This is a genomic window from Paramagnetospirillum magneticum AMB-1, assembly GCF_000009985.1.
GTDB lineage: Bacteria > Pseudomonadota > Alphaproteobacteria > Rhodospirillales > Magnetospirillaceae > Phaeospirillum > Phaeospirillum magneticum.
On sequence record NC_007626.1, the window covers coordinates 2,577,616 to 2,592,336 of the forward strand.

Annotated in this window: 13 protein-coding genes and 1 tRNA gene; 11 read left to right on the top strand and 3 right to left on the bottom strand. The window is 64.4% G+C overall.

All coding sequences use genetic code 11. The features are described from left to right. Window positions 1–78 precede the first annotated feature (78 nt). From hfq to AMB_RS11985, 3 genes are read left to right on the top strand one after another with little or no spacing between them, the layout of a single operon-like run. Entirely contained in the window at window positions 79–333 is a 255-nt protein-coding gene (gene hfq / locus AMB_RS11975) for an RNA chaperone Hfq (protein WP_011384768.1), read from the top strand. Continuing rightward, window positions 334–1,641 carry a GTPase HflX gene (gene hflX, locus AMB_RS11980; RefSeq protein ID WP_011384769.1) on the top strand — a complete coding sequence of 436 codons (1,308 nt, stop codon included), beginning with the start codon at window positions 334–336 and terminating at the stop codon, window positions 1,639–1,641. Further along, on the top strand, window positions 1,641–2,399 hold the full coding sequence (locus AMB_RS11985; protein WP_011384770.1) for an inositol monophosphatase family protein: 759 nt from the start codon (window positions 1,641–1,643) through the stop codon (window positions 2,397–2,399). The genes hflX and AMB_RS11985 overlap by 1 nt, the downstream gene beginning before the upstream one ends. A 7-nt stretch (window positions 2,400–2,406) precedes the next feature. Here the strand turns inward: AMB_RS11985 and argE are convergent, their stop codons facing one another. Continuing rightward, the gene (gene argE, locus AMB_RS11990; RefSeq protein ID WP_011384771.1) at window positions 2,407–3,621 is read right to left on the bottom strand and encodes an acetylornithine deacetylase; all 1,215 of its coding nucleotides are present in this window, start codon (window positions 3,619–3,621) and stop codon (window positions 2,407–2,409) included. Between the two features lie 167 nt (window positions 3,622–3,788). On the opposite strand from argE, the gene AMB_RS11995 reads away from it, so the two are divergent. The 3 genes from AMB_RS11995 to AMB_RS12005 are packed head-to-tail and all read left to right on the top strand — an operon-like array spanning window position 3,789 to window position 9,116. Beyond that, window positions 3,789–5,537 (top strand): peptidase domain-containing ABC transporter, encoded by a 1,749-nt coding sequence (locus tag AMB_RS11995; protein WP_148207399.1) that lies wholly within the window; start codon window positions 3,789–3,791, stop codon window positions 5,535–5,537. Further along, entirely contained in the window at window positions 5,534–7,708 is a 2,175-nt protein-coding gene (locus AMB_RS12000; RefSeq protein ID WP_011384773.1) for a peptidase domain-containing ABC transporter, read from the top strand. The genes AMB_RS11995 and AMB_RS12000 overlap by 4 nt, the downstream gene beginning before the upstream one ends. 1 nt (window position 7,709) lies before the next feature. Next, a complete protein-coding gene (locus AMB_RS12005) occupies window positions 7,710–9,116 on the top strand; it encodes an HlyD family type I secretion periplasmic adaptor subunit (protein ID WP_011384774.1) in 1,407 nt (468 codons plus the stop codon). Window positions 9,117–9,190: 74 nt separating this feature from the next. Here AMB_RS12005 and ssb read toward each other — a convergent pair whose 3' ends face one another. Together ssb and AMB_RS12015 are read right to left on the bottom strand one after the other, a co-directional pair. Next, the gene (gene ssb, locus AMB_RS12010; RefSeq protein ID WP_011384775.1) at window positions 9,191–9,694 is read right to left on the bottom strand and encodes a single-stranded DNA-binding protein; all 504 of its coding nucleotides are present in this window, start codon (window positions 9,692–9,694) and stop codon (window positions 9,191–9,193) included. 67 nt (window positions 9,695–9,761) lie between these two features. Beyond that, window positions 9,762–10,172 (bottom strand): hypothetical protein, encoded by a 411-nt coding sequence (locus AMB_RS12015; RefSeq protein WP_011384776.1) that lies wholly within the window; start codon window positions 10,170–10,172, stop codon window positions 9,762–9,764. 172 nt (window positions 10,173–10,344) lie between these two features. Here AMB_RS12015 and gyrA point away from each other — a divergent pair, with 172 nt between their 5' ends. The 5 genes from gyrA to AMB_RS12040 all read left to right on the top strand — a co-directional run bounded on the left by gyrA (window position 10,345) and on the right by AMB_RS12040 (window position 14,701). Next, on the top strand, window positions 10,345–13,032 hold the full coding sequence (gyrA, locus tag AMB_RS12020; protein ID WP_011384777.1) for a DNA gyrase subunit A: 2,688 nt from the start codon (window positions 10,345–10,347) through the stop codon (window positions 13,030–13,032). Beyond that, window positions 13,025–13,531 carry a pantetheine-phosphate adenylyltransferase gene (gene coaD / locus AMB_RS12025; protein WP_011384778.1) on the top strand — a complete coding sequence of 169 codons (507 nt, stop codon included), beginning with the start codon at window positions 13,025–13,027 and terminating at the stop codon, window positions 13,529–13,531. The genes gyrA and coaD overlap by 8 nt, the downstream gene beginning before the upstream one ends. Before the next feature lie 11 nt (window positions 13,532–13,542). After that, a complete protein-coding gene (locus AMB_RS12030; protein ID WP_011384779.1) occupies window positions 13,543–14,019 on the top strand; it encodes a peptidylprolyl isomerase in 477 nt (158 codons plus the stop codon). Between the two features lie 4 nt (window positions 14,020–14,023). Further along, window positions 14,024–14,569 (top strand): peptidylprolyl isomerase, encoded by a 546-nt coding sequence (locus AMB_RS12035; RefSeq protein ID WP_011384780.1) that lies wholly within the window; start codon window positions 14,024–14,026, stop codon window positions 14,567–14,569. A gap of 56 nt (window positions 14,570–14,625) precedes the next feature. Next, window positions 14,626–14,701 (top strand) — tRNA-Lys (locus tag AMB_RS12040). Window positions 14,702–14,721: the final 20 nt, after the last annotated feature.

A 14,721-nucleotide genomic window follows, 5' to 3' on the forward strand; every position in this document is an offset into this window, starting at 1 on the left:
ACGACAGGGGCTTAAGCGGGGTAGGTGCCTAGCCGCACTCCAATAATCAAGACTGGCCAATAAGAACGGATTCCAATCATGTCCGCCGAAAAGTCGCAAAATGTGCAGGATGTGTTCCTCAACTTCATCCGCAAGAACAAGACGCCCGTCACCATCTTCCTGGTCAACGGCGTGAAGCTCCAGGGTATCGTCACCTGGTTCGACAACTTCTCGGTGCTGCTGCGTCGGGACGGGCATACGCAGCTCGTCTACAAGCACGCCATCTCGACGGTGATGCCGTCGACCCCCATCTCTCTGTTCGAGCCCCCGATCAAGGAAAACGGCGAAGAATAGGTGGGAGAGCCCGGTTCCCAGAAAACGGCGCCCAGCCGCGCCATGGTCGTCCACCCCGCCTTCAAGGGCGGGGAGGGCAACCGCCTGCCCGAGGCCCGGTTGGCCGAGGCGGTGGGGCTGGCCGGGGCCATCAATCTGGACATCGTCGCCGCCGAGGCGGTGAACGTCTCCAAGGTGCGGCCCGCCACCCTGATCGGCAAGGGTGCGGTCGAGCGTCTGGCCGAACTGGTCGAGGAGCGTGATATCGCCCTGGCCGTGGTCGACGGCCATCTGACGCCGGTGCAGCAGCGCAACCTCGAAAAGGCCTGGGGCTGCAAGGTCATCGACCGCACCGGCCTGATTCTGGAAATCTTCGGCGCAAGGGCGCGGACCCGCGAGGGCACGCTGCAGGTGGAACTGGCGGCACTGTCCTACCAGCGCTCGCGCCTCGTGCGGTCCTGGACCCATCTGGAGCGCCAGCGCGGCGGCTTCGGCTTCCTGGGCGGCCCCGGCGAGACCCAGATCGAGGCCGACCGCCGCATGATCGGCGAGCGCATCGTCAAGCTGGAGCGCGAGCTGGAGGACGTCAAGCGGACCCGCGACCTGCACCGCAAGGCGCGCCGCCGGGTGCCTTACCCCATCGTCGCCCTGGTGGGCTACACCAATGCCGGCAAGTCGACGCTGTTCAACCAGCTGACCCGGGCCGAGGTGCTGGCCAAGGACATGCTGTTCGCCACCCTGGACCCCACCATGCGCGATCTGGTGCTGCCGTCGGGGCGCAAGATCATTCTGTCGGACACCGTGGGCTTCATCTCGGACCTGCCCCATGAACTGGTCGCCGCCTTCCGCGCCACCCTGGAGGAGGTGCTGGAGGCCGACGTGGTGGTGCATGTGCGCGACGTTTCCCACCCCGATACCGAGGCCCAGGCCGCCGATGTGGACACGGTGCTGAAGGAACTGGGGCTGGCCGAGGTGGTGGACCGTGGCCTGGTGGAGGCGCTCAACAAGATCGACCTGCTCGACGACGAGCGGCGCCAGGAGGTGCTCAATCAGGCACGGCGCCGCGAGGGCGTCATGGCCCTCTCGGCGGTCACCGGCCAGGGCGTGGACGAGTTGCTGGCCGAACTCGACCGCCGGCTGGGCCATGCCCGCGAGACCATCGACGTCGCCCTGTCCCTGGGCGACGGCGCCTCCATCGCCTGGCTGTACCGCCATGGCGAAGTGGTGGCCCGGCGCGATGACGAGGCCCAGGCCTTCATGAGGGTCAAGCTTGATCCCGCCGACGTCAAACGCTTTCATCAGCGCAAGGCCGAGGGCAGGGGGCATTGATGGATTTCGACAAAGTGGCCTCCATCATCCGCGAGACGGCGGCCGAGGAAATCCTGCCGCGGTTCAAGAATCTGTCCGCCGGCCAGATCCACGAGAAGCGGCCCGGCGAGCTGGTCACCGAGGCCGATACGGAAGCGGAACGGGTGATGACCCGCCGCTTGCGCGACCTTCTGCCGGGCTCGAAGGTGGTGGGTGAAGAGGCGGTGGCCGCCGATCCCGCCCTGCTGACGGTGCTGGAGGGCGAAGGCGGCGTCTGGATCATCGATCCGGTGGACGGAACCGGCAATTTCGCCAAGGGCAACGCCCGCTTCGCCGTTATCGTCGCCCTGGTCAGGGATGGCGTGACCGTGGCGGGATGGATCCTCGACCCCCTGGGCGAGCGGATGATCACCGCCGAACTGGGCGGCGGCGCCTGGGCCGGGTCACAGCGCCTGGCCGTCCTGCCAGCGGCGCCGCTGTCGGACCTGACCGGTTCGGTCAAGCGCTCCGGGCGTCTGGCCTCCCTGGTGGCCAAGACCGGCCGCAAGGGCAGCGCCGCCCACGATTATATCGATCTGGTCACCGGACGGCTGCATTTCGCCCATTACAACCGCCTGATGCCTTGGGATCATGCGGCGGGCGTCCTGATCCACGCCGAAGCCGGCGGCCACGCCGCCCTGACCGACGGCCGCCCCTACCGCCCCAGGGCGGAAGAGGGCTGTCTACTCCTGGCGCCCACCCCGGGAACCTGGACCTCGCTTCAGGCGGTGATCGAGTAGCGCCCTCTCAGCACATATGCGCCAGCAGGCGCCGCAGGAAATCCTCGCACTGGGCCACCTGCTCCAGGGTGATGAACTCGTCGGGCCGGTGGGCCTGGGTGATGCTGCCGGGGCCGATCACCACCGCCGGAATGCCGGCCTGTTGGAACAGCCCGGCCTCGGTGGTGAAGGCCACCTTGCTGGTCTGATTGGCGCCCGACAGGGCGCAGACCAGACGCACCGCCGCATCCATTTCGTCCATGCCGAGGCCGGGGGTCGAGTTGTGCTCGTCCAGGGTGATGCCGCTGGCTTCGCTGACCGCCAGCATCTCGGGCACCAGATCCTGGGCCCAGCCCCGGACCTCGGCCATCAGGGTCTCCGGGTCGTGATCGGGCAGATTGCGAATCTCGAACTCGAAGGAGCATGATTTCGGCACGATGTTCAGCGCCGTGCCCCCCTGCATGGTGCCGGTATGAACGGTGGTATAGGGCGGCTGATAGCCAAGGTCGAAGGGCCCCTGTTCCCGGATGCGGCGCTGCAGGGCGCGCAGGCGGGTAACCATTTCGGCGGCGATCTCAATGGCGTTGACGCCCTGATGGTTGAGGGCCGAGTGGCATTCGTGGCCCTCCACATGGCAACGGACACTCTTCTTGCCCTTGTGGCCGATCACCGCCTTCATGTCGGTGGGCTCGCCGACGATGCAAAGGGCCGGGCGCACCGGCAGATGGGCGAGATCGTCGATCAGCCGGCGGACGCCGACACAGCCCACTTCTTCGTCATAGGAAAAGGCGAAGTGGACCGGCATGCGCAGGGGCGCGGCGGCGAATTGAGGCGCCATGGCCAGACAGATGGCAATGAAGCTTTTCATGTCGGCGGTGCCGCGGCCATACAATTTGCCGTCGGCTTGGACAAGGTGGAAGGGGTCTCTAGACCAGTCCTGTCCGTCGACGGGAACGACATCCGTATGCCCGGACAGGACAATTCCCGGAACATCACTGGGGCCAATTGTGGCGAAGATGTTCGCTTTGTTCTTGGACTCGTCCCAAGTCCTACGGACAGAAGCCCCAAGACCGGAAAGGATTTTGTCCACCAGATCGATTAACTGTAAATTAGTCTTGTAACTTGTAGTGTCGATGGCGATCAGCTTGGCGATCGTTTCGATGCTGGCCGGCAGGGGCGTTTTGGTATGTTGGCTCAAGGAACCGTTCTCGCTCTGGGACGCTTTGTGGGCAGTGGCCATCATAGTGCGCGCCCCAGCCTGAAGGCCAGTCTTCCGCTACAAATTATAACCAATATCTTGTGGTTATTACGGATCCGAGGCGCTATTCTCCCGCTTGCCGACGGGGGCCGGGGGCGGCGGTTTTGTTGGTGTTTGAGGGAGCGCGGCGTGCAGCCCGTGGTGCTTACGCAATGAGTGATCCCGCGGCCGGACAGCAGAGTGCAGCCGACGCCCCGGCGTTCAGCATCGCTTCCCTGTCCACATTGAAGAGCAACCTGTTCGACCTCGCCATGGCGTCGTTGTTCCTCAATATTCTCGGCCTGGCGCTGCCCATGGCCCTGCTGCAGGTCTACGACCGCATTCTTCCCAACAAGTCGGTGGGGACCATGGTGTTCCTGATGGGCGCCGTGCTGGGCGCCCTGCTGCTGGAATCCACCCTGAATTTCTGCCGTTCGTGGATCACCGGCTGGGTGGGGGCCAAGTTCGAGCACAATGCCGGCTGCACCGCCCTGAACCATCTTGTGATGGCCGGTGTCGACGAGTTCGAGAAGGATGGTTCCGGCGCCCATCTCGAGCGCATGAACTCCCTGGCGACGGTGCGCGAGTTCTATGCCGGGCAGGCCATGCTGACCCTGCTGGATCTGCCGTTCGCCATTCTGTATCTCAGCCTGGTGGCCATGATGGGCGGCATTCTGGTCTTCGTGCCCATCACCATCCTGGTGCTGTTCTGCGTCACGGCCATCATCCTGGGCGGCAAGCTGCGCGGCGCGCTGCAAAAACGCATGATTGCCGACGACAGGCGTTTCAACTTCATCATCGAGGTGTTGGGCGGCATTCACAGCGTCAAGGCCTTCGCCATGGAGGCGCAGATGGTGCGCCGCTACGAACGCCTGCAGGAGACCTGCGCCGAGGGTGCCTATCAGGTGGCGCTGAACTCGTCGACCGCCATGGGTGTCTCGTCGTTCTTCTCCCAGGCCACCACCGTCTGCGTCGCCATGTTCGGAGCCCTGGTGGTTCTCAACGGCGAGATGACCACCGGCGGTCTGGCGGCGTGCTCCATGCTGGCCGGCCGGGCCATGGCGCCCATCCAGAAGGCGCTGGGGGTGTGGACCCGCTTCCAGTCCTTCATGCTGGCCCGCCACCGTCTCAGCGAACTGTTCAAGCTGAAGCCGGAATCGGCCAAGGGCCTGCCCAAGATGACCTCGCCCAAGGGGGCGCTGGAGCTGAAGGACTGCACTTTCCGCTACGGGGAAAAGCTGCCGGTCATCATCCAGCACGCCTCCATCGATATCCGCGAGGGCGAGTGTATTGCCATTTCCGGCGGGAACGGCAGTGGCAAGACCACGTTGCTGACCCTGATGCAAGGGGCCATCAAGCCAACCACCGGAGAGGTGCTGGTCGACGGTCAGCCCATGACCATGTTCGAGCCACAGAGCGTGCGCGACCACATCGCCTTTCTGCCGCAGATGGGCGTGCTGTTCCAGGGCACGATCCTTCAGAACATCACCATGTTCCGCAAGGAGTTCGACGACGTGGCGGTGGAGACCGCCGCGCTGCTCGGCCTGGACGAAGTGGTGGCGACCATGGCCCTGGGCTACGACACCCCGGTGGGCGATGGCGCCTATGATTCCCTGCCGCGTGGCATCAAGCAGCGCATCGCCATCGCCCGCGCCCTGGTCAACAATCCCCGGGTGGTGTTGTTCGACGAAGCCAATACGGCGGTGGACACTACCGGCGACAACTTCCTGCGCGTCTGGCTGGAGCGGGCCAAAGGCAAGCGTACCCTGGTCCTGGTGACGCCGCGCCCGTCGCTGGTCAAGCTGGCCGACCGCGTGTTCGACCTCAAGGATGGGACGCTGATCGCCAAGGCTCCGCGAGAGGAACGGCCCATGACCCCTGACATGCCGGCCGGGCTGTTGCCGCAAGGGGGGCCGGCATGACCGCAGCGGCCAATTTCACCCCGTCGCACAAGCCCAATCAGCAGGCGATCGAACAGTATGAGCAGCAGCTGGCGCAAAACGCCTTGGGCGGCTTTTCTGCCGCCTCGGATCTGGCCGCCTGCCTGCTGCCGCTGCTGAAGTCCCTTGGGTGGAAAGGCGATCCCCGCCACGTGGCGGAATCCCTGCCGCACTTCGCCAATGACCTGGACCTTACCGGTCTGCGCAACGTCATGGCGACACTGAATTTTTCCAGCCGCCCCGAGCGCCTGGAACTGGAAGTCATCGACCCCCGGCTGCTGCCCTGCCTGTTCCTGCCCGATGAGAGCCACGCCCTGGTGGTCAAGAAGATCGCCGACGATGGCGAGGCGGAAGTCTTCGACAGCTCCCAGGGACTGACCGTCAAGTTCGATACGGTCGGCGTGGTGGGGACGGCCTATTTTTTTACAAACCTGGGAGGGGATGCCGCCGCCGCCAAGCCGGCCAGCTGGTTCAAGAGCGTGCTGGAGCGCTTCCGTCCCCTGTATTGGCAGGCGTTCTTCGTGACCTTCGTGCTCAACGTCTTCTCGCTGGGCACGCCGCTGTTCACCATGTCGGTTTACGACAAGGTGATCGGCGCCGAGTCGTACTCCATGCTGGTGTCGCTCTCCATCGGCGTCACCATGGCATTGGCCGCCGATGCCGTTCTGCGCGAGGTCCGCGCCCGCATTCTGGCCTTCGTCGGCGCCCGTCTCGACAACATCATGGGCAACAATATCTTCCAGCACATCCTGGCATTGCCGCCCGGTTTCACGGAACGGGCGACCATTGGCGCCCAGGTGGCCCGCATCAAGGACTTCGAGTCGGTGCGCGAATTCTTCACCGGACCCTTGGCCACGGTGTTCATGGAACTGCCCTTCGCCATCTTCTATTTCACCGTCATCGCCTTGCTGGGCGGGGTGATCGCCCTGGTGCCCGTGGTCGGCACCATGCTGTTCCTGGTGGGCGGCTGGGCGGTGATGCCCGTGGTGCGCAAGAATGTCGGCATCGCCTCGCGGGCCGGCTCGCGGCGCCAGGAATTCCTGGTCGAGGCGCTGGGCAAAATGCGTGCCGTCAAGCTGGCCGCCGCCGAACACACCTGGGTCAAGCGCTACCGCGACATGTCGGCCCGCGCGGCCATGGGTGGGTTCAAGAACGGCATGTTCGCCGTGGCCATCAGCACCGGCTCCAATATTCTGATCATCTCGTCGGGTCTGGCGACCATCATGGTGGGTGTGCTGGGCGTCATCGACGGCGCGCTGTCCATCGGCGGCCTGATCGCGGCCATGATGCTGGTGTGGCGCGTGCTGTCGCCGCTCCAGACCGGCTTCACCATGCTGCAGCGGGTGGAGCAGGTGAGGGGGTCCATCCGCCAGATCGACGGCCTGATGGGTATCAAGCCCGAGCGCGACCCCAAGGCCATCGTGGCGCCGCTGAAGAACATCAAGGGGCGCGTGGTCTTTTCCCGCGTCTCGTTGCGCTATAATAACGAGTCCGACCCGGCCCTGGTCGGCGTATCCTTCGAGGTCGAGCCGGGCGAGGTGGTCTGCGTCACCGGCCGCAACGGCTCGGGCAAGTCAACCATCCTCAAGGTGCTTCTCGGCCTTTACACGCCCCAGGCCGGCGCCGTGAAGATCGACGCCACCGATATCCGCCAGATCGACCCCATCGAGATGCGGCACATGATCTCGTACACGCCGCAACAGTGTAATCTGTTCTTTGGCACCGTGGCGCAGAACCTGCGCCTGGCCCATCCCACCGCCACCGATGCGGACATCCGCTGGGCCTGTGATCAGGCCGACGTCTGGGAGGAGATCATGAGCCTGCCGCGTGGCCTCGAGACCCGCATCGGCGAGGGCGCATCCGAGCATCTGCCCACCAGCTTCGTCCAGAAACTGTCCCTGGCGCGCGGCTATCTCAAGCGCAGCCCGATCATGCTGTTCGACGAGCCGGTCAACGGCCTTGATTTCGAGGGCGACCGTACCTTCATGCAGTCGGTCGAGAATTTCCGTGGCCAGTCCACCATCTTCATGGTTACCCATCGCCCCAGTCACTTGCGCGTCGCCGACCGTATCCTGGTGTTCGATGGCGGTTATCTGCGTCTCGCAGGTCCGGCCGAAGAGGTCCGGGCCCGCATACCGCCGGATCTGATCTGACATGAGCACGAATTCGAACCCCGGCCAGAGCCTGGTCAACGTCCCTCAGCCCGACAAGACGCCGCAGGCCGCCGCGACCGGAAAGTCCCTGGTCAAGCTGTCCAACCGGCAGTCGCGCCATCTCGCCCAGGCCCTGGTACTGGAAGAAAGCGGAACCTCGGGCCTGATCCGCTTCACCATGCTGCTGGCCAGCACCACCACGGCTGCCTTCGTGGTCTGGGCCTCGTTCACCGACGTTCCGGAAATCGCTACCGCCGAGGGGCAAATCATCCCCACAGGCCAGGTCCAGGCGGTGCAGCATCTGGAAGGTGGGATTGTCCAGGATATTCTGGCCCGCGACGGCGATCTGGTTGAAGCGGGGGCACCAATCGTCCGGCTCAATGCCGCCCAGGCCATCTCCGACCTGGAGCAGACCAGGGCCCGCGAAGCCACCCTGCTGATCAAGGCCGAGCGCCTGCGCGCCCTGGCAGAGGAGCGCCAGCCCGATTTCAGCAACATGCCCAAGGGGTATGACCGGCTGATGTCCGACAACATGGCCATTTTCAACAGCCAGTCCCAGGCTCGCGACACCTCGCGCTCGGTGATCCTGTCCCAGATGGAGCAGAAGCGTTCCGACCTCCGGCTGCTGGAATCCCAGGAGCGGTCCCTGCGCGAGCAGTTGGGGCCGCTGCAGGAAGAAATGACCATGCGCCAGGAACTGGTCGCCAAGGGTCTGGTATCACGGGTGGTTTTCCTGGATACCAAGCGCGAATTGTCACGGGTGCAGGGCGAACTCGCCCGTCTGATCGGCCAGGAAGTCACGGCACGCGAGGCCCTGTCCGAGGTGGAAAACCGCCTGATGGACAACAAATCGTCGCTTCAGAAGTCCACCATGGACGACCTCGGCACCACCATCAATGAACTGGCCCAGGTACAGGAAAGCATCGGTCGCCTGGAAGACCGGGTGGCACGCCTGGAAATCATCGCCCCGGTGCGCGGACTAGTGAAGGGTCTCACCGTCAAGAACCAGGGAGCGGTCATCCAGGCAGGCGGCAATGTCTGTGAAGTGGTTCCGGTCGAGACCCAGATGAAGGTCGACGCCAAGATCAACACCAAGGATGTCGGCCATCTCAAGATCGGCCAGCCGGTCCGCGTCAAGGTCACCACCTACGACTTCGCGCGCTATGGCGCGGTGGACGGCACCCTGACCAAGATCTCGGCCTCCAGCTTCGCCGACGAGAAGGGCAATCCGTTCTTCAAGGGCGTCATCGACCTGAAGCACAATTACGTGGGTCTGACCCCCGGCCGCTACGGCATTCAGCCCGGCATGTCGGTGACAGCGGAAATCATCACCGGCGACAAGACCTTGCTGCAATACATGCTGAAGCCGATCTTCACCCAGATCCAACAGTCCTTCCACGAGCGCTGAGGGCGTCGGCACGGGCCCAAAGAAAAACGGCACCGCCTGTGGGCGGTGCCGTTTGCCTTCGTACGAATTGGCACTCAGAACGGGATTTCGTCATCCAAATCAGCCGGCGGCTCCCAGGACTGGCCGCCGCCACCGCCGCCACCCTGGCGCGGGGCGCTTCCGCCCTGGCGCGGGCTGTCGTCATAGCCACCACCACCACCACCGCCGCCACCGCCGCCACCGCCTTCACGGCCGCCCAGCAGAGTCAGCTCGCCCTTGAAGCGGCCGATCACCACCTCAGTGGTGTACTTCTCCTGGCCGGACTGATCGGTCCATTTGCGGGTCTGCAGCGCACCCTCGACATAGACGCTGGAGCCCTTGCGCAGGTAGCGCTCGGCCACGTCGGCCAGATTGGGATTGAAGATGACCACCCGGTGCCACTCGGTCTTCTCCTTGCGCTCGCCGGTGCCACGATCCTTCCAGGTCTCGGAGGTGGCGATGTTCAGGTTGACGATCTTCGACCCGTCCTGCGAGGTGCGGACTTCCGGGTCGCGGCCCAGATTGCCGACGAGAATGACCTTGTTGACGCTGCCAGCCATGGCGATTGGGCTCCCCTAGGAAAAATGTGGCGCGGATCATATTGCATGGAGACGCCCCGAGAAAGGGCTAATGCTTCGCCTTGCTTGGCGGGGCGGGAAGCAGGCGGCCCAGCATGGAGGTCAACGCCTTGGCAAAGGCGGCCACGCCGCTGCGGTGCATGCGAAGGGCCATTTCCGCGCCCTTGGCCAGTTTGAAGCCCAGCACGATATGCTCATCGTCGGCCTCGGGCTGAATGGTCCAGCGGTCCACCGATTGGGCCGGGACCGTCGACCCCGTGCCGGCGGCCGGCAGCGGCGAGTCCTCGGCCGGAACGCGCCCAGCCTGTTCCAGCCAGGCCGAGAGCAGGGCCAGTTGGTCCAAAGGCAGGATCACCAGATGTTCCTCGCCCGCTTCGTCGGCCAGGACGACGCGGACCGCGTCGCCGGTATCCGACGCCCTGGCCGAAACCACCTGGGCCGCTGAAATCTCGTGCTTCATGCTTCTTCCCGAGGCAGGAGCCGCCTGAGGACATTATGCCAGAGCGCGGCCCTGAGTTCATCCCAATACCCTCGGGTTGTCCGGACTCACGATATCTGGTAGCGTGCGCCCGCGTGGACCTGTGTCCACCCCAAATTCTGGTTGCTCTTTTGAAGCCGATGGGAAGATTTCTTTGACCACGCTCCCTGCGTCGCCACAATTCGACATTACTCCCGTCACCATCGAAGACGAGATGAAGCGCTCCTACCTCGATTACGCCATGAGCGTGATCGTCAGTCGTGCGCTTCCCGACGTCCGCGACGGGTTGAAACCGGTCCACCGCCGCATTCTGTTCGCCATGAATGAGGCGGGCTACCACTTCAACAAGCCCTTCCGAAAGTCGGCCCGCATCGTCGGCGACGTCATGGGTAAGTATCACCCCCATGGCGATTCGGCCATTTACGACGCCATGGTCCGCATGGCCCAGAATTTCTCCATGCGGCTGCCGCTGGTGGACGGGCAGGGCAATTTCGGCTCCATGGACGGCGATCCGCCGGCGGCCATGCGCTATACCGAGGCCCGTCTGGCCCGCTCGGCCCATTCCCTGCTCGAGGATATCGACAAGGAAACCGTCGACTTCCAGGCCAATTACGACGAATCCACCCATGAGCCCATGGTGTTGCCGGCCCGGTATCCCAACCTGCTGGTCAATGGCGCCGGTGGTATCGCCGTGGGTATGGCCACCAACATCCCGCCCCACAATCTGGGCGAGGTGATCGACGCCTGCTGCGCCTATATCGATGACCCGGAAGTGACGGTCGAACGGCTGATGGAACTGGTTCCCGGCCCCGACTTTCCCACGGGCGGCACCATTCTCGGCCGTGCTGGCATCCGTGCCGCGCAGTTGACGGGCAGGGGCTCGGTGGTGATGCGCGGGCGCGTGCATATCGAGGAGGTCCGCAAGGACCGCGAGGCCATCGTCGTCACCGAGATTCCCTATCAGGTGAACAAGGCCCGCATGCTCGAGCAGATCGCCGAGCTGGTCCGCGACAAGAAGATCGAGGGCATCTCCGACCTGCGCGACGAATCCGACCGCGACGGCGTCCGGATGGTGGTGGAGATCAAGCGCGACGCCATCGCCGAGGTGGTGCTGGCGCAGCTTTACCGTTTCACGCCGCTGCAGACCAGCTTTGGCGTCAACTCGCTGGCGCTCAATGGTGGCCGCCCCGAGATGATGACCCTCAGGGACATCATCGTCGCCTTCATCGCCTTCCGCGAGGAGGTGATCACCCGCCGCACCATCTTCGAACTGGGCAAGGCCCGGGACCGCGCCCACGTCTTGGCCGGTCTGGCCATCGCCGTGGCCAATATCGACGAGGTGATCCGCCTGATCCGCGCCGCCCCCGATCCGGGCGAGGCGCGCGAGAAGCTGATGACCCGGGCCTGGCCGGTGGGCGACGTGGAGCCGCTGATCCGCCTGATCGACGAGCCCGGTCGCGCCATCGAGGACGGCTGTTACCGTCTGTCCGAGGTTCAGGCCAAGGCCATCCTGGATCTGCGCCTGCATCGCCTGACCGGCCTCGAGCGCGATAAGATCGGCGACGAACTGCGCGAGATCGGCCATCAGATCGAGGCATACCTGCTGATTCTGTCGTCGCGTCCCCGCCTGATGGAAGTGATGCGCGGCGAGTTGATGGAGATCCGCGAGCAGTTCGCCACGCCGCGTCGCACCACCATCGAGGAAAACGAGTTCGAGGCCGATATCGAAGACCTTATCGCCCGCGAGGATATGGTGGTGACGGTGACCAACACCGGCTACATCAAGCGGGTGCCGCTGTCGGCCTATCGCGCCCAGAAGCGCGGCGGCAAGGGCCGTTCCGGCATGAACATCAAGGACGAGGATTTCCTCACCCAGGTGTTCGTGGTCAACACCCACACGCCGGTGCTGTTCTTCTCGTCTACCGGCATCGCCTACAAGCTGAAGGTCTACCGCCTGCCGCTGGGCAATCCCCAGGCCCGCGGCAAGGCCATGGTCAATCTGCTGCCGCTGGATGATGGCGAGACCATCTCCACCATCATGCCCTTGCCCGAGGACGAGACCACCTGGGGCGACCTGCACGTCATGTTCGTCACCTCCAAGGGCGACGTGCGGCGCAATCCGCTGTCCGACTTCACCGAGGTGCGCGCCAACGGCAAGATCGCCATGAAGCTGGGCGAGGGCGAGCGGCTGATCTCGGTGCAGACCTGTTCGGCCGAAAGCGACGACGTGCTGCTGGCCACCCACCGGGGCAAGGCCATCCGCTTCCCGGTGCAGGACGTGCGCGAGTTCAAGAGCCGCGATTCCACCGGCGTGCGCGGCATCCGGCTGGATGGGGAGGACGAGGTCATCTCCATGTCCATCCTGCGCCACACCGACTACGATTCCGAAACCCGCGACGCCTTCCTCAAGGGCGACCTGCCGGCCGATCAGATGGACAAGATGGTCGCCGAGCAGCAATTCATCCTGACCGTCACCGAAAACGGCTTCGGCAAGCGCACCTCGGCCTTCGAGTACCGCATCACCGGTCGCGGCGGTTCGGGTATCGCCAACCTGGACATGACCGCCAAGACCGGTCTGGTGGTGGCGTCCTTCCCCGTCAACCACGAGGATGACATCATGCTGGTCAGCGATGGTGGCAAGCTGATCCGCATGCCGGTGGACGACATCCGCATCGCCGGGCGCAAGACCCAGGGCGTGACCCTGCTGCGCACCGCCGAGAATGAGCGGGTGGTATCGGCGGCCAGACTGTGCGATATCGGAAGCAATGGCGACGAGCCCGACGAGACGGACGAGGGAGCCGGGGATGCAGCCGAGGATATGGCGGGAGGCGAGGATGCCTAAGCGCGTCGGTCTTTATCCCGGGACCTTCGACCCGGTGACCAACGGCCACATGGACATCGTCGCCCGGGCCGCCCGGGTGGTCGATCACCTGATCGTCGCCGTGGCCGCCAATGCCGGCAAGGGGCCGCTGTTCACGCTGGAGGAACGGGTGGCCATGGCCGAGTTGGAAATGGCCGAACTGGCTCAATCCATCGGCGCAAGCATCGAGGTTCGCTCCTTCGACACCTTGCTGGTGGATTTCACCGCGGGTTGCGGCGCCAACCTGATCGTGCGCGGCCTGCGCGCCGTGTCGGACTTTGAATACGAATTCCAGATGGCGGGCATGAATGCGCGGCTGTCCCCCGACATCGAGACCATCTTTCTGATGGCCTCGGAGCGCTGCCAGTTCATTTCATCCCGTTTCGTCAAGGAAATCGGCCGCCTGGGCGGCGACATCTCTCAGTTCGTCAGCCCGCGCGTCAAGGCGCAGCTTGATGAAAAATTCGGCTTCTCGGCTTAAGGAAGACCCCCGTGGATCTGGAAAACACCCTGTATCTCGACCTGAAGGACGGCCGCGTCGTCATTGAACTGCGCCCCGACCTCGCCCCCAATCACGTGGCCCGCATCAAGGAACTGGCGCGCGCCAAGTTCTATGACGGCATCAAGTTTCATCGGGTGATCGAGGGCTTCATGGCCCAGACTGGCTGCCCGCTGGGCACCGGCACCGGTGGCTCGGGCACCAAGCTAAAGGCGGAGTTCAATGCCGGCAAGCATGTGCGCGGCACCTGCTCCATGGCCCGCGCCCAGTCGCCCGACAGCGCCGATTCCCAGTTTTTCATCTGCTTTGACACCCAGTCCTACCTGGACCGCCAGTACACCATCTGGGGCCAGGTGGTCGAAGGCATGGATCTGGTGGACAACATCAAGAAGGGCGCACCGCGCTCGGGGGCGGTCACCGATCCCGATTGCATCGTCACGCTCCGTGTCGCTGCTGATGCTGAGGGTTGATACCATGCTGAAGCGTTTGCTGATTGCCGTCGCTGCCCTGGTCCTGGCCGCCGCCCATCCGGCCCTGGCCGCCGATCCGGAAAATACCCTGCTGCTGGAACTTCCCACTGGCAAAGTGACCATCGAACTGCGCCCCGATCTGGCCCCAAAGCACGTGGCCCGCGTCAAGGAGCTGACCCGCAAGGGGTTCTATGACGGCACGGTATTCCACCGCGTCATTCCCGGCTTCATGGCTCAGGGCGGCGACCCCACCGGCACCGGCACCGGTGGGTCCGGCGTCAAGCTGCGGGCGGAATTCACGGGCGAGCCCTTCGTACGCGGTGTGGTGGGCATGGCCCGTTCGGCAAGCCCGGACAGCGCCGATTCCCAGTTCTTCATCATGTTCGGCTCGGCCCCCAGCCTGGACGGCCGCTATACCGCCATCGGCCGCGTGGTGGACGGCATGGAAAGCGTCGACCGCATCAAGGCGGGCGATCCGGGCGACAACGGCATCGTTTCCAAGCCTGATAAGCTGATCCGCATGCAGGTTCTGGCCGACGTCAAGAAATAGAGGGTTTGCCGTCATTGACGAAAGGCGCTCGCCTGCCTATGGTGAGCGCCCTTTTCGGGTCCGTAGCTCAGTTGGTAGAGCAAGCGACTTTTAATCGAGAGGTCCCGGGTTCGAGTCCCGGCGGACCCACCAAGACCTCGAAAGCCCGCCGG

Bases quoted from the DNA above. Each gene is read 5' to 3' on its own strand.
- AMB_RS12035 (WP_011384780.1), top strand. From the start codon at position 14,024: ATGCTGAAGCGTTTGCTGATTGCCGTCGCTGCCCTGGTCCTGGCCGCC.
- hfq (WP_011384768.1), top strand. From the start codon at position 79: ATGTCCGCCGAAAAGTCGCAAAATGTGCAGGATGTGTTCCTCAACTTC.
- coaD (WP_011384778.1), top strand. From the start codon at position 13,025: ATGCCTAAGCGCGTCGGTCTTTATCCCGGGACCTTCGACCCGGTGACC.
- AMB_RS12005 (WP_011384774.1), top strand. From the start codon at position 7,710: ATGAGCACGAATTCGAACCCCGGCCAGAGCCTGGTCAACGTCCCTCAG.
- AMB_RS11985 (WP_011384770.1), top strand. From the start codon at position 1,641: ATGGATTTCGACAAAGTGGCCTCCATCATCCGCGAGACGGCGGCCGAG.
- AMB_RS12000 (WP_011384773.1), top strand. From the start codon at position 5,534: ATGACCGCAGCGGCCAATTTCACCCCGTCGCACAAGCCCAATCAGCAG.
- AMB_RS12015 (WP_011384776.1), bottom strand. From the start codon at position 10,172: ATGAAGCACGAGATTTCAGCGGCCCAGGTGGTTTCGGCCAGGGCGTCG.
- AMB_RS11995 (WP_148207399.1), top strand. From the start codon at position 3,789: ATGAGTGATCCCGCGGCCGGACAGCAGAGTGCAGCCGACGCCCCGGCG.
- ssb (WP_011384775.1), bottom strand. From the start codon at position 9,694: ATGGCTGGCAGCGTCAACAAGGTCATTCTCGTCGGCAATCTGGGCCGC.
- argE (WP_011384771.1), bottom strand. From the start codon at position 3,621: ATGATGGCCACTGCCCACAAAGCGTCCCAGAGCGAGAACGGTTCCTTG.